The 20,429-nt window shown below is 45.4% G+C and carries 16 protein-coding genes; 6 read left to right on the forward strand and 10 right to left on the reverse strand.

Translation table 11 applies throughout. The features are described from left to right. The first annotated feature begins 13 nt into the window (after window positions 1-13). The 4 genes from FJQ87_RS16180 (at window position 14) to FJQ87_RS16195 (ending at window position 7,600) form a co-directional block, all read left to right on the forward strand. On the forward strand, window positions 14-1,309 hold the full coding sequence (locus FJQ87_RS16180) for an efflux RND transporter periplasmic adaptor subunit (protein WP_240778752.1): 1,296 nt from the start codon (window positions 14-16) through the stop codon (window positions 1,307-1,309). A gap of 5 nt (window positions 1,310-1,314) precedes the next feature. Then, a complete protein-coding gene (locus FJQ87_RS16185) occupies window positions 1,315-4,560 on the forward strand; it encodes an efflux RND transporter permease subunit (protein ID WP_140933487.1) in 3,246 nt (1,081 codons plus the stop codon). A 132-nt stretch (window positions 4,561-4,692) separates the two neighbouring features. Beyond that, entirely contained in the window at window positions 4,693-5,292 is a 600-nt protein-coding gene (locus FJQ87_RS16190) for a TatD family nuclease-associated radical SAM protein (protein WP_140933488.1), read from the forward strand. 64 nt (window positions 5,293-5,356) lie between these two features. After that, entirely contained in the window at window positions 5,357-7,600 is a 2,244-nt protein-coding gene (locus FJQ87_RS16195) for a hypothetical protein (RefSeq protein ID WP_140933489.1), read from the forward strand. A gap of 26 nt (window positions 7,601-7,626) precedes the next feature. Here the strand turns inward: FJQ87_RS16195 and FJQ87_RS16200 are convergent, their stop codons facing one another. The 8 genes from FJQ87_RS16200 to tkt form a co-directional block, all read right to left on the reverse strand. Beyond that, entirely contained in the window at window positions 7,627-9,039 is a 1,413-nt protein-coding gene (locus FJQ87_RS16200; RefSeq protein WP_140933490.1) for a hypothetical protein, read from the reverse strand. A 145-nt stretch (window positions 9,040-9,184) separates the two neighbouring features. Next, complete coding sequence (locus tag FJQ87_RS16205) at window positions 9,185-9,715, reverse strand: hypothetical protein (protein ID WP_140933491.1); 531 nt, start codon at window positions 9,713-9,715, stop codon at window positions 9,185-9,187. After that, window positions 9,708-10,448, reverse strand: a complete 741-nt coding sequence (locus FJQ87_RS16210) for a helix-turn-helix domain-containing protein (RefSeq protein ID WP_140933492.1) — start codon at window positions 10,446-10,448, stop codon at window positions 9,708-9,710. The genes FJQ87_RS16205 and FJQ87_RS16210 overlap by 8 nt, the downstream gene beginning before the upstream one ends. 420 nt (window positions 10,449-10,868) lie before the next feature. Then, entirely contained in the window at window positions 10,869-11,588 is a 720-nt protein-coding gene (locus FJQ87_RS16215) for a DUF481 domain-containing protein (RefSeq protein WP_240778936.1), read from the reverse strand. A 135-nt stretch (window positions 11,589-11,723) separates the two neighbouring features. Beyond that, the gene (gene fba, locus FJQ87_RS16220) at window positions 11,724-12,791 is read right to left on the reverse strand and encodes a class II fructose-bisphosphate aldolase (RefSeq protein WP_140933494.1); all 1,068 of its coding nucleotides are present in this window, start codon (window positions 12,789-12,791) and stop codon (window positions 11,724-11,726) included. A 105-nt stretch (window positions 12,792-12,896) separates the two neighbouring features. Beyond that, window positions 12,897-14,072, reverse strand: coding sequence for a phosphoglycerate kinase (locus FJQ87_RS16225; RefSeq protein ID WP_140933495.1), 1,176 nt, complete (start codon window positions 14,070-14,072; stop codon window positions 12,897-12,899). A 32-nt stretch (window positions 14,073-14,104) separates the two neighbouring features. Further along, a complete protein-coding gene (epd, locus tag FJQ87_RS16230) occupies window positions 14,105-15,118 on the reverse strand; it encodes an erythrose-4-phosphate dehydrogenase (RefSeq protein ID WP_140933496.1) in 1,014 nt (337 codons plus the stop codon). Window positions 15,119-15,255: 137 nt separating this feature from the next. Then, window positions 15,256-17,250, reverse strand: a complete 1,995-nt coding sequence (gene tkt, locus FJQ87_RS16235; RefSeq protein WP_140933497.1) for a transketolase — start codon at window positions 17,248-17,250, stop codon at window positions 15,256-15,258. A 267-nt stretch (window positions 17,251-17,517) separates the two neighbouring features. Here tkt and metK point away from each other — a divergent pair, with 267 nt between their 5' ends. Beyond that, window positions 17,518-18,669, forward strand: a complete 1,152-nt coding sequence (gene metK, locus FJQ87_RS16240) for a methionine adenosyltransferase (RefSeq protein ID WP_140933498.1) — start codon at window positions 17,518-17,520, stop codon at window positions 18,667-18,669. Window positions 18,670-18,736: 67 nt separating this feature from the next. On the opposite strand, the gene FJQ87_RS16245 is transcribed toward metK, so the two are convergent. Together FJQ87_RS16245 and FJQ87_RS16250 are read right to left on the reverse strand one after the other, a co-directional pair. Next, entirely contained in the window at window positions 18,737-19,060 is a 324-nt protein-coding gene (locus FJQ87_RS16245; RefSeq protein ID WP_140933499.1) for a hypothetical protein, read from the reverse strand. Window positions 19,061-19,070: 10 nt separating this feature from the next. Beyond that, window positions 19,071-19,583 carry a GNAT family N-acetyltransferase gene (locus tag FJQ87_RS16250; protein WP_140933500.1) on the reverse strand — a complete coding sequence of 171 codons (513 nt, stop codon included), beginning with the start codon at window positions 19,581-19,583 and terminating at the stop codon, window positions 19,071-19,073. Window positions 19,584-19,717: 134 nt separating this feature from the next. Between FJQ87_RS16250 and FJQ87_RS16255 the strand changes: the two genes are divergently transcribed. After that, complete coding sequence (locus FJQ87_RS16255) at window positions 19,718-20,428, forward strand: GGDEF domain-containing protein (RefSeq protein WP_140933501.1); 711 nt, start codon at window positions 19,718-19,720, stop codon at window positions 20,426-20,428. Window position 20,429: the final 1 nt, after the last annotated feature.

The following is a 20,429-nucleotide window of genomic DNA, read 5'->3' on the forward strand; positions in this document are numbered from 1 at the left end:
GGATAGAATTCACATGGCCACATTAACACTGATATTCAGACGCTTAAGTCCATTACTCATCATTGCTTTGGCCTTTATTGGCGCGGCGTTACTTATGAGTAGCAAGCAAGAGCCTGAGAAAAAAAGCGCTGAAGCCAAACCGCCGGTCGTGACTGTTATGGCGGTTGAACCTCAAAACTTTACCTTAGATCTCAACTCTTATGGAGTTGCCTCCCCGAAAAATAAGACCCAATTGGTGAGTGAAGTCCAAGGGCGAATTTTATCCATAGCCGATGAATTTGTAGCGGGTGGCGTCGTTAAACAAGGCCAAGCCTTAGCCGTAATTGAGCCATCGGATTATCAAGCGGACCTAATGCAAGCCCAAGCAGGGTTAGCGCAGGCAGAAGCGGCGCTCAATGAAGAAATCGCCCGCGGCGCTGTCGCTAAAATAGAATTTAAAGATTACAACAATGGCTTGCCGCCAGAACTTGGCCTGCGTATTCCGCAGCTTAAAAAAGAGCAAGCTAACGTGAAATCGGCGCAAGCCGCCTTAAAGCGCGCCGAGCGCAATCTTGAACGTACCACTATTCGAGCGCCATTTGATAGCCTAGTGCGCAGCCGCCAAGTCGACTTAGGCCAATATGTCACTATGGGAAATCTTTTAGGTGAACTCTACGACACTTCAGTGGCCGAGATTCGACTGCCATTAGCTAACGAAGAATTAGCCTATTTAGAGTCCATCGATAACCCTAATACCCAAGTTGTGCTTAAGGCTAATCTAGCCGGTAAAACCGTGCATTGGACAGGCAAAATCGTACGCAGTGAAGGCGTTATCGATCCCAACAATCGCATGGTGTATTTAGTGGCCGAAGTCCCCGACCCTTATCAGCGTTTAAGGGACAATCAGCACGGCTTGCCGCTAAAATTTGGCACCTTTGTCAACGCTAGCATCACAGGGCGAGAAGTCGGCGGCATAGTAAAATTACCGCGCCACTTATTAAAAAATCAGACGATTGCCTTAGTCAGTAGTGATAACACCATAGAGATGCGCAGCGTCAACGTGGTGCGCCAAGATCTTGATAGCATTTATATTAAGGACAGTTTGCAGCTAGGCGATAGAGTGAGCTTAACCTTACTCAACGACATGAATACTGGCCTGTTAGTAACAGTCGCGACAGACAAGAAAGGCAAGAAAGATAAGCAACACGCTGAGGTTAGCTCTGGATCAGAATCTGACACCAAAGCCAAAGCTAATGCGCCGGCAGAGGCTAAGTCAAAAGCCGAGTCAAACGCTACCAATATTGCCGTCGCCGTTGATAACCAAGGATAATGTCCATGCAAACTGAACCATCACAGTCAGGGATTATTGCCTGGTTTGCCAATAACAGTGTCGCGGCTAATTTACTAATGTTGGTGCTGTTACTTGGTGGCCTCATAAGTGCTGCGCTGATTAATAAAGAGATTTTTCCAAGCTTTGATCTCAACTATTTACGGATTTCGGTGGCCTACCCAGGCGCGGCGCCGCAAGAGATTGAAGAAGGCATTACCATCAAGATTGAAGAAGCCATTGAAGATGTCTCCGGCATCAAAAAAGTGTCATCTGTGGCCAGTGATGGCGTTGGCTCAGTCACCATAGAAGTGGATGATGGCTATGAGACTCAAGATGTACTCGATGAAGTAAAATTACGCATAGATGCGATTTCAACCTTTCCCGTCAATATTGAAAAGCCTGATATTTTTCAGATAAAACCCGAAAGCAATGTCATTTGGGTGTCTGTCTATGGCGACATGACAGACAAAGAAATGAAGGAAATGGCTAAGGTGATGCGCGATGACATTATCGCCCTGCCAGCTGTGACTCGCGCCAGTGTTGGCGGGGTGCGCGACTATGAAATTGCCATTGAGTTATCTGAAAACAAACTGCGCGAGTATGGCTTAACCTTTGCGCAAGTGGCGAGCGCAGTACAGTCTTCATCCATAGACTTACCTGGCGGCAGCATACGCGCTGAAAATGGCGACATTTTATTACGCACTAAAGGCCAAGCTTATACCGGGGAGGATTTTGCCAATATAGTCGTCAGCACACAGGCCGATGGTAGCCGCATTATGCTACCGCAAGTAGCGACTATTAAAGATGATTTTGAAGAGCGCCTCGACTACACCCGCTTTAATGGTAAGCCTGCTGCCATCATAGAAGTCAGCAGTATTGACGATCAAAACGCCATAGATATTGCCAATCAGGTTAAGCAATACGTTGCCGATAAGAGCAAGGTATTACCTGCGCACATTAAGCTTGATACTTGGGGTGACTTAACCCATTACCTTAAGGGCCGCCTTAACATGATGCTGTCTAACATGTTTTATGGCGCCCTTTTAGTATTCCTGATTTTAGCCCTATTTTTAGACCTGAAACTCGCATTTTGGGTGATGATGGGCATTCCAGTATGCTTCCTTGGCACCTTACTGATCATGCCGCTGGAACCTTTTTCGTTATCGATTAACCTGCTGACCCTCTTTGCTTTTATTCTAGTGCTCGGGATAGTCGTCGATGACGCCATAGTTATAGGTGAAAGCGCCTATACCGAGATAGAACAACGCGGTCACAGCATCAATAACGTGATTGTGGGCGCCCAGAAAGTGGCCATGCCAGCCACCTTTGGAGTACTGACCACAGTCGCCGCTTTTATGCCTATGCTGCTGGTTTCAGGGCCGATGGGGATTATTTGGAAATCCATCGGCATGGTGGTTATCTTATGTCTGCTGTTTTCATTAGTTGAATCTAAGTTTATTTTGCCGGCACACTTAGCCCATATGAAAGTCAAACCTAAGCAAGCGCCTACCAATGCCATATCTCGCGCTAAGGTCAAGTTTAATGAGCAAGTGCAGCGCTTTATTCATGTCAGCTATCGCGGCTTTTTAGAGCGCTGTATTAAGCACAGATATAACGTGATTGCCGTGTTCATTGGGGTACTCATTTTATCCATAGCGTTAGTTGCCAGTGGCAAAGTGCGCTGGGTCTTCTTCCCTGATTTACCGTCAGACTTTATCCAAGTTAACTTACAAATGGATAATGGCAGCTCAGAGCAAAACACCTTAAACGTGGTGCAAGATATTGAAACGGCACTCTTTGCCATGAATGAAAAAATGGAGCAAGAGTACGGCTTCCCAGTACTTAAGCACACCTTTATCAATATGAGCTCGCGCACCTCGGCAATGATTTTTGCCGAATTAACTAAGGCTGAAGATCGCGACATTGATGGCGTGGCCATTGCTGCCGCTTGGCGGGCGCAGTTACCCCAGTTACCTGCGGTGAAAAAACTCGATATCGCGGCCAGCACCAATGACAGCGGTGGCGCCATTGCCTTTCGTTTGCAATCCAATGATCTCGAACAATTATCGCAAGCCGCCGCTGTGCTTAAAGCCAAATTAGCCCAGTATGAAGGCGTTTATGACATTGCTGATGATTTCTCATCGGGCAGCCAAGAAGTACGTTTAAGTATTTTGCCGGGCGCTGAGGCCTTGGGCTTAACTTTGGCGGATTTAGCTAAACAAGTGCGTTATGGCTTTTACGGCGTTGAGGCGCAGCGGATTTTACGCAACAAAGAAGAAATCAAGGTGATGGTGCGCTACCCCAAAGAAGAGCGCAGCACCTTAGGTTACCTTGAAAACATGATGATACGCACGCCATCCGGCCTTGCTGTGCCCTTTTCCAGTGTCGCCAAAATTGAACTTGGGCAGTCGTATGCAGCCATTAACCGAGTTGATGGCCGCCGCGCCATTACTGTGATTGCCAATGCCGACAAAAATAAAGTGGAACCCAGCAAGGTAGTTAACGAAATTCAAGAAGACTATTTGCCTGAGTTACAACAGCAATTTCCAGCTATCACCACCAGTCTCGACGGTGAAAGCTTAGAAGAACAAAATTCCATGCTGAGCTTAATGCAAGGCTTCTTCTTTGCGCTGTTTACCATTTATGCCTTAATGGCCGTGCCGCTTAAGTCCTATAGTCAGCCGCTCATCATAATGTCCGTCATTCCTTTTGGGATCATAGGCGCGCTCTTTGGCCACTTTATCTTAGGTTTATCCATGAGCGTTTTGAGCCTATGCGGCATCATTGCCTTATCTGGGGTAGTGGTGAATGATTCCTTAATCTTGGTTGATTTTGTTAACCGTGCGCGCCTTGAAGGCCAAAGCTTAAAGGATTCAGCGGTTAACGCTGGTTGCTACCGTTTTCGGGCCATCATACTCACCTCACTCACTACCTTTGTTGGTTTAGTGCCGATTATTTTGGAAAAGAGTTTACAGGCGCAAATCGTTATCCCAATGGCGACCTCCTTAGCCTTTGGTATCTTGTTCTCGACGTTTGTGACCTTGATTTTAGTGCCAGTGCTGTATGTAGTGATGGATGATGGTCGGCGCTTACTTGCTTGGTGGTGGCAGCCTAGCGCTTATCGCGCCGCCAAATCTGTGGCTTCTGTAGATAATTCATCGCTAGCCACTGTTCGGCTAGACAGTGCTCAGCTAGACAGTGTTCGGCTAGATAATGTTCAATTAGATAAGTCGCCAGAAGATAGTAAATAACACTTAACCCTGCGATTAATTGTTAGTAATGGGTAGCAGCGCTGCCCATTTACTTGAGCTAAGTCTCAACACTGAAACTCACCAACAACTACAATTGCGTCACAAATCACCAACCAAGGCGTTTAAGCCTGCATGTCAGCTACCTTAGTTTATGATATTCGCCAAAGCCGCTATTTAAATATCACTGGCCGCTGCACGTTGCGCTGTCAATTTTGCCCCAAACAACAAGGCAGTAAGCAAGTTCATCAATACCAATTGGCGCTGCAACATCAACCTAAGGCCGCAGATGTCATAGCACTATTAGGTCAAGTTGATCATTTTGATGAGTATGTGTTTTGCGGTTATGGTGAACCCACCTTAAACCTCAATACCTTGATTGAGGTGGCTCGCACTATTAAAGAGCGCGGTGGCAAAGTGCGCCTCAATACCGACGGTTTAGCCAATCATTTTCATCGCCGTAATGTATTGCCAGAACTGGCCCCTTGGATTGATAGCTTGTCAATTTCACTCAATGTTCATAATGAAACCCTCTATCAACAGCATTGCCAACCTAAACTGGCTGGCAGTTGGCAGGCACTACTCACCTTTATTAAGTTAGCTCCGCATTATATAAGCAAGGTGCAAGTGTCGGCGATTAATGGCCTAGCTGGTGTTGATATTGAGGCATGTCGGCAAATTGTGGCCAACAGTGGTTGTGAATTTAAGCTCAGACAGCTCGATATTGTTGGCTAACTGATTACCGCAGATAGCTTTTTACATGTTAATATGACAGCAAATCTTTAGCCTAACGATAACAATGCCTAGTAAGCCTAACGCGCCCCTATTACCTAAAAAATTAATGCCAGAACAAGGCATTATTTGGTCACAACAACGGATTTTAGGCTTAGTGAGCCAAATTGCCGTGTTGTTATTTTGTATTGTGGTTCTCGCTAATGTCATTATTGAGTTAGGCCAAAAAAATATCCTCAAGGAGCGGGCAAGCCAGCGCTACAGCGAATTGCAAAGTGTTGCCAATGATCTTACCGACCAAATTAATTTTCAGCATTTTCAAACCCGAAGCTTAGCCAAAAGCACCTTATTAAAGTCATTTTTGCAAAACCCGCAGCCAGAGTTCCGCCAACAATTGGTATCGAGCTGGCAAGAATTACAAGCGAACTTAGATAGCTTACAAGGCATTGCTGTCTATGATGGCAAAGGCCAGCAATTGATCAACTTTAGTGATGAACTCGGCGCGGCGACCTTATCAGATAAACTATTAACTAAAATCAGTGCATTAGAGCACGACCAAGTTTATCTATCGCCAATTACCTTTAGCTCCGGCAATGGCAAGATAAAACCCGTGGTTTATCAAGTTACTAAGATTAACTATCCCGAATTCAATAGCCCTATCTACCTCATTACCTTTCATGCCATGGACGTTAATCTCGCGCGCTTACAAAACAGCTTTGGCGATCCTAACGCATCACTGTTTTTATTTAATGTCGATGGCCAGCTGAATACTCTGTCATCCAATCAACAAACATCGAGTCGCATTCCAACAGAGCTTGGCACTAACTTAAATGATAGTTATCCCGCATTGTGGAAGAACATGGAGAAAGAGCATTACGGCCAATTTCAAGGTGAAAATGTCACCTTAGTGTTTTTAAAGTTCCAATTAAAAAATGGCCAGTTTAACGATTACTCTTACTTCTTATTGTCTTACATAGACAACGCCTACCTTTATAACCAATTTGCGATGTCGCGTTACTTAGTGCTTATTTTATTGGTGTGTTTAGGTCTGTTAGCCATGGCTTTCATTGGGCTGAAACATAGCAGACACTTACAAAAGCGCGCGGGTTTTTTCAGCATGCAGCTGGCCGAGCATCTATTTGATGACGGCCAAGGGCGAATTATTAGTACAGATCAAGGACGCATAATCACAGCCAACGCCCAAGCGGCAGCGACCTTGTTAATGTTGGAAGAAGATCTAAAAGACAGAAGCTTGCAGCGCTGCTTACAGCTGCAAGATAAAGAGTTTAGCGCCATGCTGACGACACTCAATCAATACAATATCTGGAAGGGTGAGCTCGATTTGCGCCAGCAGCAAGGGGACTACTTAGCCATTACTATTCGCAAAGTTCCCTTTGGCCGTCACCGTGATTATTACTTGCTGCTGACAATCACTCAACAGACTGACCTTTGCCTTAGTCGCGAGCAAGTCAGCCGTTTAACCATGTTTAGTGATGGCGCCATTGCTGGTGCCCTATTTGCACCCGATGGTCAGTTAATTGAAGTCAATCCCGCCTTTAACCAACAACTCAAGCAAGAGATGGATGATATCAATCTAATAAGCTTAGTTAATCACGAGCAAGCAGGGCTATGGACTCGTGTGCAAGAGCAGTTAACTAGCTTAGGTCATTGGCACGGCAATCTGGTCATTACTCTATTCAGCCAAAGCGCGCAGGAATGGCAACTTATGCTAACGAGTCACACAGATTCAGCAGGTGAAGTCTTAGCCATTACTAGTTATTGGTTACCAGCTTGCCCTAAGCATACCCTTGAGAACCCGCAGGATATCGCTAGCGCTAAACATAATGATGACTTATTGGGTGATCAGCACGAGCTGCAACGCTGCTTTGAAAAACTAGATAAATCATCTAAGCATCCAGCCAGTTTGTTACTCATTGATATCAGCCCTGAGATAGCGCACCAACATATCAGCGCCTTAAATCAGCTGGATACGCATCAGCACAGTATTGAAATGCACTTGATTGAGTTCATTACTCCGAATTTTAAGCTGTGCCGCGGCCAAACTGGGCAATTGTTACTGTTAATGCCTGAGACCTTGCCGAATCAAGCGCATCTCTATGCCAGTGACCTAATGAACTATTTGATTAAATTCGACTTAGGCGATGGGCTTAACATAGGGATTGCGGCGGGAACCCAGCAAGATAACTTAGCCACCCTGATAAGCCACGCCGACATTGCCTTGCACCGCGCCAAGCAAACCGGTGAACAGCAAATTTGCCAAGCCTATACGCGGCCATTAAGTGCTCTTTAGGCTTAAAACTAAAGAGAATAAGCTGATTAATGGCTATCTGGCGCTTCTAATTCTGAGTTAATCGCCAAGATGTTTTCAGGTAAACTGCTTTGGGTGAGCTCCACAATCCCAGAGCGGTTAACTGTTAACTTATATCTGGCATAACTTGGCGCTTGTTTGCCTTTTCGCAACGAAACCACCACATTGATTTGGTAGCGACGCTCAGCAGAATCACTGCTGACGTTACCATCTTGCTCACGATACACTTTAATGTTACTGCGCTCTAAGTGACGTAAAAACGGCACTAAGTTGAAGTTAATCGATTCTTGAATTCTATGATATCCCGCTAAAAAACCTGTCTTACTGACCTTAGCATGCACCGCATAATGCAAGGTTTCCGACTCGACCTTATTCTGGCTATGGCGCCGTTGTAAAATCTCTTTGACGGTATCTGGCATATCTTTGCTGGTGACAAAATCCAGCCAAATACGCTGCTTGGCAATCACGCTTTGACTGACAGTATCGCGCAATATTCGGCTCCAACGTGGCCGCCCGCGCTGAATGCGGCGCCAAATGGCATCACGAATATCATCTTTAAAAATTTCGCGAAAACCGTAAATAATGGCGAGTACTACCACTAATGCCATGGTCAAGCCGCTCAGCATACCTTGCGCCTGAAACACCATGCTATAGACCACCATCATCACTAGCGCTGTTGCTACGCCTGTGGTTAGCTTTTTTAAACCCTTACCCAATGAGCGCTGCTCTTGTTTAAGTACCACCCCTTGTTGCAGCAAGCGCCTTAATAGCAGCATCTTATTAGATATGCGGTTAGGGTCATTAACGGTTTGCGCTGAGTTATAGCGATTCACTTCGCGATAACTCGACTCTTCACGGCAAAAGGCTAAAGCGAGTTCTTTGCATTCAGCAAATTCGCTGGTGCGCGGGCTATGGCTTAAGAGTTTTAAAATCGCTTGCTCGCAAAACCATGACAAATAGTTATCGGCGTTTTCAAAGTAAGATTGCCATTTAGGATCGGCAGGTGAGCTGCGCCGAAACTTTTTTAGCATGGCGGCTAATAGCCCAAGTTGTTCCTGCAGCGATGGGTAAAATAATTCAGGATCGCTAAGGCGCGCTAATTCTTTGCTATCGGTTTCAATGGCCACAGCAAATTGATAAGCAAAAAGGTTGAGGTAAATACGATAGTCCTCAAGGCTTTGCTTTTTAAAACTAGTGAAACGACCTTGAACTAAAGGTAAATGCAGGCCTTGCGAAAAATAAGAACGACGACCCAGTACCGCGCTATGATGGTAGTCTTCTTCATTGAGCGACTTAGGGTTAATACCTAAATCTTGCGGCAGTGAGAAATATAAATCTACGCGCTGATCGGCGCCAGCTTCCAGCACTTGGCTGAACTTAATCGAATTGGAGGATTCTTGCTTAACTTGAATATCGGCCAATGAAGACTCCTCTGGCAATTAGTTCATACTGCGCCACAGTATAAGGCTCAAGCAGAGATTAAACCTAGTGAATTACTCACGCTTAACTCTTGATGACTGGTTTACTAAATTAAGTTTTTGACAACCAAGTGTAGCTGTTCATGAGTTAATCTAGCTTTTGACAACTCCAGATATTATTGCCTGGCATAAAGCGTATGAATACTTGATTGTCTTGCTTAAATACTTGCGAAACTTGCATGGCAAGTGGCAGTTGGTTGTTGGTGAGGTTCAGCGCCTTGCGTCCTTGGTCGAGCACACGCACTATCTCAGCAGGAATATTCTTAGCGGTTAAATCCATATCCAGCTCACCCGAGTGAATGATGAAATCATAAGTCATGTCTGATACATGAATCGACTCCAAACTGCCATGTAAAGTCACGCCGCCCACTCGGTCTTGGCCAGAATAATAGTCATAGTCAAATATGACTTTATCCTGATTAATATTGACGCTAAGTTTGAGATTATTATGATCTTGCAATTTGTGAGCATCGTTATACACCACAGACGCACACTGAAATTGCTCCTTAGCTGTATGTTTATTGAGCAGAACTATGCCACCATAAACCACGCCAACCACTAATACTATGGCTAAGACACAAATACCAAAGGCCATTCGCCAATCATTTAACTTAACCACAAATACCGACCTCAGTTAACCAAGCAGAATTAATTGCGCAAATATTAAGCTCATGCTGAAATAACTTAATATTGCGGTATTCTGGAATCTTATTGTTATTCTTCATCAATACAAAATGAATCATAGAAGTATCACTGGAGATCGCATAACCAATCATTTGCCAAGGAATATGTTTACAGGTTAATAATTGCTCCTGTAAATGATCGCTATTATTGACCACTTTATTCACTTGATCTTTGTCATGGGGAAAGACTTGCAGGGTTAATGTTTGGCCATAATCAGTGGTTATTTGCTGCTCGTAGACATTATCAAAACTCACCTCAATATCATCGATTTTTGGCAGTAACCAAAAGATCAATAACGCAATAACTACCACTACCATACTATACGCTAACAGAGGGATGGCTTGATAGGGGGAAGCATTTAATTGCGAACGTGGCGGTTTGCGACCATGGAGCAAGTAGCCTTGCACGCCGACAACTTCAAGTAAGGTGGCGTCTTTCGGCCCGATAAAACGATGCAACTTATGTATTATGGGGTTGAGTTGGAGTTGTTTATTGTCGCCGTTAAAATAGACGTATAACGTCTGACGCGAAACCACTTTATCACGATTATTCAGCAAGCAAGAAATCACAGCTAACTCAGTGTGATCTAATTGCCAAATCTGGCCTTCATCGGAAATTAATTGCTGTTTCTGATTATCTAACCAACAGCGGCCAATATGCATACTCACTCAATCTCAATAAATTTGGCATAGCAGTATACAAATAGAAGTTAAAAGCATAAGTGCTTAATAGTTTATTTCGTGATCTTTACCTCAAAATAATATTCAGCCATAAATCCTTATTTAGTTTTGTGAATGATTCATTGTAATTAGCCGACTTGCTGCTACTGAATGTTGTCGATACCGCACTATCCATTCATAACAGTCAGTGTGAATTAGCGCCAATATAGGGGGCTGCCCCCCCTATATTTATCGCATGTCTGTTTGTGTGACTTAAAACATGATTTAGTATGCGACTTATTATGGTGTTATTTCTTGTGTGACTCAGCGCGTGATTTAGCGCGCGATTAACATGCTTCACTGCGTATGGACACAGCAGTAATAAGCCCAGTCAAATGAGGAAAAACTAACATTTGCCAAGATAACAGCCTAGAACGAATATAATAAGGCTATGTTAGTTTCTGTATCTGTACTTTTCTTTTCATCTAACGGTTCACTGTTATAACGCACTATCACAGAAAACTTCATGGCAAGGGCGCCAATAATATTGGCAGTAATAGAGGTTTCACTGCGACCATCAAGCTTATCGCCATAATCCGCCACCAATCTTTGGTTAAAGGTCGAGCTTTCACTGATTTTAGTTTCAAAATTAACCCCAGCGTGCGCCACCCAGCTTTGCTCAGTTTCTTCGCCCAATAACAGCGCTTGCTCTGCATTTAAACGTTGATATACATAACCAGGACCAATTTGCACATCTAACTTAGTCGCTAAATCTTCAAAGACGGTATAGCCATAACCTGTGGCCGCCGTGATGGTATAGTCATAACCGGTAAAGGGATCGTTAAGATAACTTGAGTTCACAAACAAATAGCTGCGCTCATCTAAGGCGTAATCGCCCTGCGCGCCGGCAAAATAACGCTCAGCAGTCACTACATCGGTATCCTTACTATAAAGCGCATTAGCCTCATAAGTGTTATGCCAGTTAGCTATGTCATGCTCAAGTTTAACTGCGCCTTTGACCGATGACGTATCGGTATTGCCTGTGGTTAATGTACCCCCTAATTCTGCCGCGCCACTAAAAGTCTTGTTCGCATTATCATCGGCAGCCAGTGCCGCTATTGGCAAACTGCAACACGCAGCCATTACCATTGCTTTAAATGTCATCAATATACCCTCTTGAAAATCAACGGAAGTTACTAAAAACACCTAAACATTAGCAAAATGTTAGTAATTTGACATTAAAAAAGCCCGCTAAGGCGAGCTTTCATAGCATCAGGGATTACATTAGAAGTTGATGCGTGGATCTAATTCGCCAGTTTGATAACGCTTATACATGGCTTGCAGCGACAATGGCTTGATTTTAGACGCCATACCCGCACAACCAAAGGCTTCATAGCGCTCAGTACAGATAGAATCCATAGCATCCATTGACGCCTTTAAGAATTTACGAGGATCAAATTCGGCTGGGTTTTCGGCTAAGAACTTACGCACTGCGCCAGTTGAAGCCAAACGTAAATCAGTATCAATGTTCACTTTACGCACGCCGTGCTTAATGCCTTCGACGATTTCTTCTAACGGCACGCCGTAAGTTTCTGGAATTTGACCACCGTATTGGTTGATGATCTTCAACCATTCTTGTGGCACTGACGATGAACCATGCATCACTAAGTGAGTGTTAGGAATGCGGGCATGAATTTCTTTGATGCGATCGATGCGCAGTACGTCACCCGTAGGTTTACGGCTGAACTTGTACGCGCCATGGCTAGTACCAATGGCAATAGCTAAGGCATCAACGTGCGTGGCAGCAACAAACTTAGCGGCTTCATCTGGAGTCGTCAGCATTTGGTCATGGCTTAAAATGCCTTCGGCGCCAATGCCATCTTCTTCACCAGCCATGCCAGTTTCTAAGCTACCTAAACAGCCAATTTCGCCTTCCACAGAAACGCCACAAGCGTGAGCAAAAGCTACGGTTCTGCGAGTCACGTCTACGTTATATTCATAGCTTGCTGGAGTTTTGCCATCAGCCATTAAGGAGCCATCCATCATCACAGATGACATGCCTAATTGAATTGAACGCTGACATACATCTGGGTGAGTACCGTGATCTTGATGAATACAGACTGGGATATCTGGATATTGCTCTAACGCCGCCGCCATTAAATACTTAAGAAACTGTGGGCGAGCATATTTGCGAGCACCAGCAGACGCTTGAACAATCACAGGACTGTCAGTGGCTTCTGCGGCCTGCATAATGGCGCGCATTTGCTCTAAGTTATTAACATTGAATGCTGGCACACCATAGCTATGTTCAGCAGCATGATCCAGCAATTGACGTAGGGAAATAAGGGCCATTTTAAACTCCAATAATAGGGTGATGTTTCACCGAGGTCGCTATTGATTGACTCGACATTGATTGTGCCGACTTACGCCGGCTCCTTAGTGGCAATAGAATTATTATTATTTACCACGACTTAACAGCATAGCCACTGCTGGTAACTCTTTACCTTCAAGAAACTCAAGGAAAGCGCCGCCGCCAGTAGAGATGTAAGACACTTTATCGGCAATGCCATACTTATCAACGGCTGCTAAGGTATCGCCGCCGCCAGCAATTGAGAAGGCATCTGAATCTGCAATCGCTTGGGCAATACGCTTAGTACCTTCGCCGAACTGATCAAACTCGAACACGCCCACAGGGCCGTTCCATACGATAGTGCCAGCGTTGGCAATAATGGCAGCTAAGGCTTCAGCGCTATCTGGGCCGATATCAAAAATCATATCAGTATCAGAGACTTCAGATACATCTTTTAAGGTAGCGCTCGCCGTTGGGCTAAATTCACTCGCAACCACTACATCGGTAGGGACAGGAATGTCACCGCCGCGGCTTTGGGCATTAGCCAACAAACGCTTAGCTTCATCAAGCAGGTCAGCTTCATACAGGGATTTACCAACATTGTGGCCTGCCGCTGCAATAAAGGTGTTAGCAATACCGCCGCCAACCACTAACTGGTCAACTATCTTAGATAAGCTTTCTAATACCGTCAGTTTGGTGGATACTTTTGAGCCGCCAACAATAGCAACTAATGGACGCTTAGGGTTATCCATAGCGCGACCTAAGGCATCAAGTTCACCAGCTAATAAAGGGCCAGCACAAGCAATCGGTGCATATAAACCAACACCATGGGTTGAGGCTTGGGCGCGATGAGCGGTGCCAAAAGCATCCATCACATAGATATCACACAGGCTTGCCAATTTGCGCGCTAAGGTTTCATCATCCTTCTTCTCGCCTTTGTTAAAGCGCACGTTTTCAAATACTACTAACTCACCGGCAGCAACTGTTACGCCATCAAGATAGTCACTGGCTAAACGCACTGGATAATCTAACGCTTGCGCTAAATAATCGACCACTGGCTGCATTGAGAATTCAGCAGCAAACTCACCTTCGACTGGGCGGCCTAAGTGTGACATTACCATCACAGCAGCGCCCTGCTCTAAGGCTAATTTCAAGGTTGGCAAAGACGCACGAATACGGGCATCACTAGTCACTTTACCTGCGCTCACTGGCACATTGAGGTCTTGACGGATCAGTACGCGTTTACCCGCAAGTGCTAAATCGGACATATTAATAATTGGCATGGGTTATTTCCTTATTTCGTAAATAGAATTCGTTATTGTTTGATTTGATGCCAGGCCAAGCTGGTATCTAGCATCCGCTGCGCAAAGCCCCATTCGTTATCGCACCACAATAATAATTTGACCAAGTGGCCGGCGCTGACACGGGTTTGGGTACCATCGACTATGCAGGAGCGGGGATCATGATTGAAGTCACACGAGACCAAAGGCTCATTGGTGTAACCTAAAATCCCGGAAAACATGCCGAGCGCCGAGCGCTCAAGCAATTGATTAACTGTGGCGATATCAACCTTACTCGCCAAAGTCACTGACAAATCAATGGCGGTGACATTAATCGTCGGCACGCGCACTGAAATGGCTTCAAACTTATCTTTCATTTGCGGCAAAATGCGCTCAATACCGCGGGCAAGCTTAGTATCCACAGGGATAATAGATTGACTGGCAGCGCGGGTGCGGCGCAAATCGTCATGATAAGCATCGATAACAGGTTGGTCATTCATGGCTGAATGAATAGTAGTGATGGCGCCACTTTTAACGCCAAAATGCTCATCAAGCACTTTAATCACGGGCACAATACAGTTAGTCGTGCAGGATGCATTAGAGACGATAGTGTGACTGGCTTGCAAGCTGTCATGGTTGACGCCATAGACTATGGTGGCATCCACATCAGCTGAAGAAGGGTTAGAAATTAATACTTTGCGGGCGCCTGCCTGCAAATGCGCTTCACAGGATTGCCTGTCGTTAAGGCTACCCGAGGCTTCAAGCACTAAATCAATGGCTAGCGCTTGCCAAGGCAATAAGTGCGCCTGCGCTTCATGCAGTAATATAATGTTATCATCGCCAATACACATATGGTTTTGGTGATATTCCACCGGCAATGGAAAGCGACCATGAGTGGTGTCGTAACGGGTTAAATGCACCATAGCCTCAGGCGTCGCCAATTCGTTAATTGCGACTATCTGAATATGCTGGCGTTTTCCTGATTCGTATAAGGCTCTTAATAAAGAACGCCCTATTCGACCATAGCCGTTTATCGCAACTCTAATCATAGGCAGACACTTCCTCCATGGCGGACGCAGATATAGCACAGCGGCCTACCCTAATCACTGGGTAAGCCGCTGTTATAGGTCGGCTTAATGCCGACCTTATCAGTAAGCACCATCACACTGGTACTCACTGAGTGTGATTAATTCAGCAGTTCGTTGGCTGCGTTAACCACATTTTCTGTGGTAAAGCCGAACATTTTGAATAATTCACCCGCTGGTGCTGACTCGCCAAAGCTAGTCATACCAATAATGCGGCCATTTAAGCCCACATACTTGTACCAGAAATCAGCAATACCAGCTTCAATGGCAACGCGTGCTGTCACTGAGCTTGGCAGTACCGCTTCGCGGTAAGCTTTATCTTGCTTATCAAACATATCGGTAGCTGGCATAGACACAACGCGTACTGCGCGGCCATTGGCAGTTAACTGCTCGTAAGCTGACATAGCTAATTCCACTTCAGAACCTGTGGCAATCAAGATCAGCTCAGGTGTGCCAGCGCAATCTTTAAGGATGTAACCACCTTTGGCGATATTGGCTAACTGCTGCGCATCACGAGTTTGCTGCGCTAAATTCTGGCGCGAGAAAATCAGTGAAGTTGGGCCATCTTTACGCTCGATAGCAAACTTCCAAGCCACGGCTGATTCAACCTGATCACATGGGCGCCAAGTGCTCATGTTTGGCGTCAAACGCAGTGAAGCAATTTGCTCAACCGGCTGATGGGTAGGACCATCTTCACCCAGACCAATAGAGTCATGGGTATAGACCTGAATATTTTGAATCTTCATCAGGGCTGCCATACGCATAGCATTGCGGGCATATTCCATAAACATCAAGAAAGTCGCGCCATACGGTACAAAGCCGCCATGCAGAGCGATACCGTTGATGATGGCGGTCATACCAAATTCACGCACACCATAATGGATATAGTTGCCAGACGCATCATCATGAGTCAGCGCTTTTGAGCCAGACCACATAGTCAGGTTAGATGGCGCTAAGTCAGCGCTGCCGCCCATAAATTCTGGTAACAACTTACCATAATGCTCTAACGCATTTTGTGATGCTTTACGTGACGCTATGCTAGCTGGATTGGCTTGCAGCTCAGCAATATAAGCATCGGCTTTCTCAGCAAAGTCAGCGGGCAGTTCACCGTTTACGCGGCGTAAATACTCAGCAGCTAACTCAGGATGCGCTGCGCTATAGGCCGCAAACTTCTCATCCCACGCCGCTTCTTTGGCAGCGCCTGCTGATTTTGCATCCCAAGACGCATAAATTTCTGCAGGGATTTCAAATGGACCATGAGTCCAACCTAGGAATTCACGAGTCGCTGCAATTTCAGCAGCACCTAATGGTGCGCCGTGGCAGTCATGAGAACCTGACTTATTTGGTGAGCCGTAACCAATAATGGTTTTGCAGCAAATTAAGCTTGGGCGTGGGTCAGCTTTAGCGGCAACGATGGCAGCATTGATAGCAGCGCTATCGTGACCGTCAACACCAGCGACTACATGCCAGCCGTATGCTTCAAAGCGCTTAGGGGTATCATCACTAAACCAGCCTTCAACATGACCGTCGATAGAAATACCGTTGTCATCCCAAAACGCGACTAACTTGCCTAAGCCTAAGGTGCCAGCTAATGAACAGGCTTCGTGAGAAATACCTTCCATTAAACAACCGTCACCCAAGAAAGTATAAGTATGGTGATCTACAATCTCGTGGCCATCACGGTTGAACTGGGCAGCTAATGCACGCTCAGCCAGCGCCATACCTACAGCGTTAGTGATACCTTGACCTAATGGACCAGTAGTTGTTTCAATCCCTGGCGCATAACCATATTCAGGATGACCTGGAGTACGTGAATGCAATTGGCGGAATTGTTTTAAATCTTCGATGGTTAAGTCATAACCACTGAGGTGAAGCAGCGAGTAATGCAGCATAGAACCATGACCGTTTGACAATACAAAACGATCGCGATCAGCCCAGGTAGGATTGTGTGGGTTATGGTTTAAATGGTCGCGCCATAAAACTTCGGCGATATCTGCCATGCCCATAGGTGCACCAGGATGCCCTGAGTTTGCTTTTTGAACTGCGTCCATACTTAACGCACGGATAGCGTTGGCGAGTACTTTACGGGAAGACATGCTCTCTCCTGCTTATTATTGAGACTTGCGTGCAACAACCAATGATGGAGCCACATTTTCCCTTACATACGAGGTTGAAGCAAATGAAAATGTCGCATTTTCACGCATCAGTTTGGGGCTATTTTTAGGGTGAAAAAACTCAACTAGCTCACAAAGTACATGAATTTTTGCTCACTGAGGGTGATCATAGGGCAAATTTCATCTAGAATAGCCGTCTAGATGTAGATGCTTCTACATAATTAACTTATTTAACGAGATTTTGTGAATATGGCAAATCACCTGTTTACTTCTGAGTCAGTATCAGAAGGTCATCCCGATAAAATCGCCGATCAGATCTCTGATGCGGTATTAGATGCAATCCTAGAGCAAGATCCTAAGGCACGGGTTGCCTGTGAAACTTATGTCAAAACTGGCATGGTTCTGGTCGGTGGTGAAGTAACCACTTCTGCGTGGGTTGATATTGAAGAACTGACTCGTAAAACAGTTCGTGAAATTGGTTATACCAACTCAGACATGGGCTTTGATGCCGATTCATGTGCAATTCTGAATGCTATCGGTAAGCAATCACCTGATATTAACCAAGGTGTTGATAGAGCCGATCCTAAAGAGCAAGGCGCTGGTGACCAAGGCTTGATGTTTGGTTACGCCAACAATGAAACTGACGTGCTGATGCCAGCACCTATCACTTACGCTCACGCACTGGTTAAGCGCCAGTCTGAAGTGCGTAAGAGTGGTCTGTTACCTTGGTTGCGTCCAGATGCTAAGAGCCAAGTAACTTTCGCTTATGATGACAACAAGATTGTAGGCATTGATGCCATCGTGTTGTCGACTCAACATTGCGACAGCGTTAGCCAGAAAGATTTAATCGAAGGCGTGATGGAAACTATCATCAAGCCAGTACTGCCTGAGCAGTGGTTAAATGCCAATACTAAGTACTTCATTAACCCAACTGGTCGCTTTGTGATTGGTGGCCCTATGGGTGATTGTGGTTTGACTGGCCGTAAAATCATCGTAGATACCTACGGCGGTATGGCTCGTCACGGTGGTGGTGCTTTCTCTGGTAAAGATCCATCAAAAGTAGACCGTAGCGCGGCTTATGCAGCTCGTTATGTTGCTAAGAATATCGTGGCAGCAGGCTTAGCCGATCGCTGTGAAATTCAAGTGTCTTACGCGATTGGTGTGGCTGAGCCGACCTCTATCAGCGTGGAAACTTTCGGTACTGGCAAGCTGTCTGAAGACAAGCTGATCCAACTGGTACGTCAGCACTTCGACCTGCGCCCATACGGCTTAACTGAAATGTTAGATTTGGCTCGTCCTATCTATCAAGCGACTGCCGCTTACGGCCACTTTGGTCGTGAAGAGTTCCCATGGGAGCGTACTGACAAGGCTGATGATCTGCGCACTGACGCCGGTTTATAAGTTTGTTGTTAGTCAAAAAGCGAACCTAGGTTCGCTTTTTTTGTGCCTAAAAAACGCTGAGCTAACGTTAGATATGATCAAAATGATTGTATTGCATCATTAGCATAGGCAAGTGGCTTAAGGGTAAGGCGGCCATAGTCACAGCCGTTAATGTCGTAAGCTCTGGCATAGACTCATTTTCAAGCGCCGTTAAATTCGATTGCAAACTGCGCTCATCACCGCAATCAAAGCAGCCATCATCAGACTCAATTACAAGCCGAGTAGTTTGTCCTTGTACTTGGCGCCATACCTTAACGGTTAAACCTTCGCTGGACCACAGCGACAATAAACACTGAGCCAAATGCTGACTTGATAGCACTAACTTGGAGGCGATAAATTGCTCGGATGTCATCTATGCCTCATTAAATATCACGGTTGAGCAAATAATAATCTTGCCCTTGGCTTGAGAAGTAACTTGCGACTGTCATCATGCCCTCGCGGCTATGGGCCTGAAACGATGCCTCATTATCTTCTGCCACTATGGCCTGGATCGAGCGGTATTGTTGTTCTAAATGCGTTAAGGCGAAAGCAAACAACTGCCCGCATAAGCCATGGCCACGCTCAGAAGGACTGACCCATACAGGCCCCCAATGACACCAAGGCGCCGCTTTTTGTTGTTGCTTAACCAGATCAAAGCCTTTTTTATACAAAGGCATAGACACCATAGTTTGCCAATCAGCGGCTATGCCATAAGCAATCGTTTTGGATTCTTCAGTGGCGAATACCACCAGATGTTTTTCCAGCAGAAGACTCAGCAGTTGCCGAGGTAAGGCCTCACTTTGCCAATGGCCGCGACTTTCTTGCCGAGCGTGACAGGACTCAAGCTGACACAAGATATCGAGATCACTTAAGTTCGCAATTCGTAGCTGATACATAAGGCACTCCTCTTTAAAAAGGCATTATACGCCTGATAGCACTTGCTATTAATATCAAAATCTGGATTTTTAATTTACAAATTTCAGCATCTGCCCCACACTGATTAAATAACAGCCATGCAAGGACGCAACAGATGTTAACCAGCGAGTTCGACCCGTCACAAAGTATTTTAGAAAATGAACATAATACGATTAACCTCGTTCGTTGGTTTCAACAATGTGAATTGCTAAACGACTATTATAAATCATCTAAAATCATAATTTTACAGAGAACCAATGCAGGTTATGAGGTTATTACTTGCGCAGGCGATCATCTATTGCATCCAGGCCTAGTGATAGAATTAGCCAATCCTCTTATCGAGCAATTTCTAAAAGCGCCATGGCAAGGCTTACAAATCAAACTGTCAGAAACGCAGCTATCCCTGCCTGAGCAAGTTGGCCAACTGGAATATATTATTTCGCGGCCAATCCGCTGGCCTGACAGTAGTGACTTTGGTTGCTTAATTGTCTTATCTGAAAGTGACCCATTAACTGCTCATGCCTCATTGGCTATGCTGGAACCAGTTCAAGTCTTACTGCAACAAGACTTAGCCTTAATGTGTCAAAATCAGCGCATAAGCTCACTCTCTATGCGTGACCGCCTGACAGGCATGCTCAATCAATATGGCTTCTTAATGATGGCACCAAGGCAATTAGCCTTAGGTCGCCGTTTTGGATCTCATGCGGGTATTTTATTTTTTGAATTAATGAATAACTCCAGTTATGGCGAAATCACAGAGAAAGATCAGCAAGTGTTAGGCCGCGTGATCCAAGATACGATTCGCACCGCAGATACTGTCTCTTGAT

It is taken from the genome of Shewanella sp. SNU WT4, from assembly GCF_006494715.1.
Lineage (GTDB): Bacteria > Pseudomonadota > Gammaproteobacteria > Enterobacterales > Shewanellaceae > Shewanella.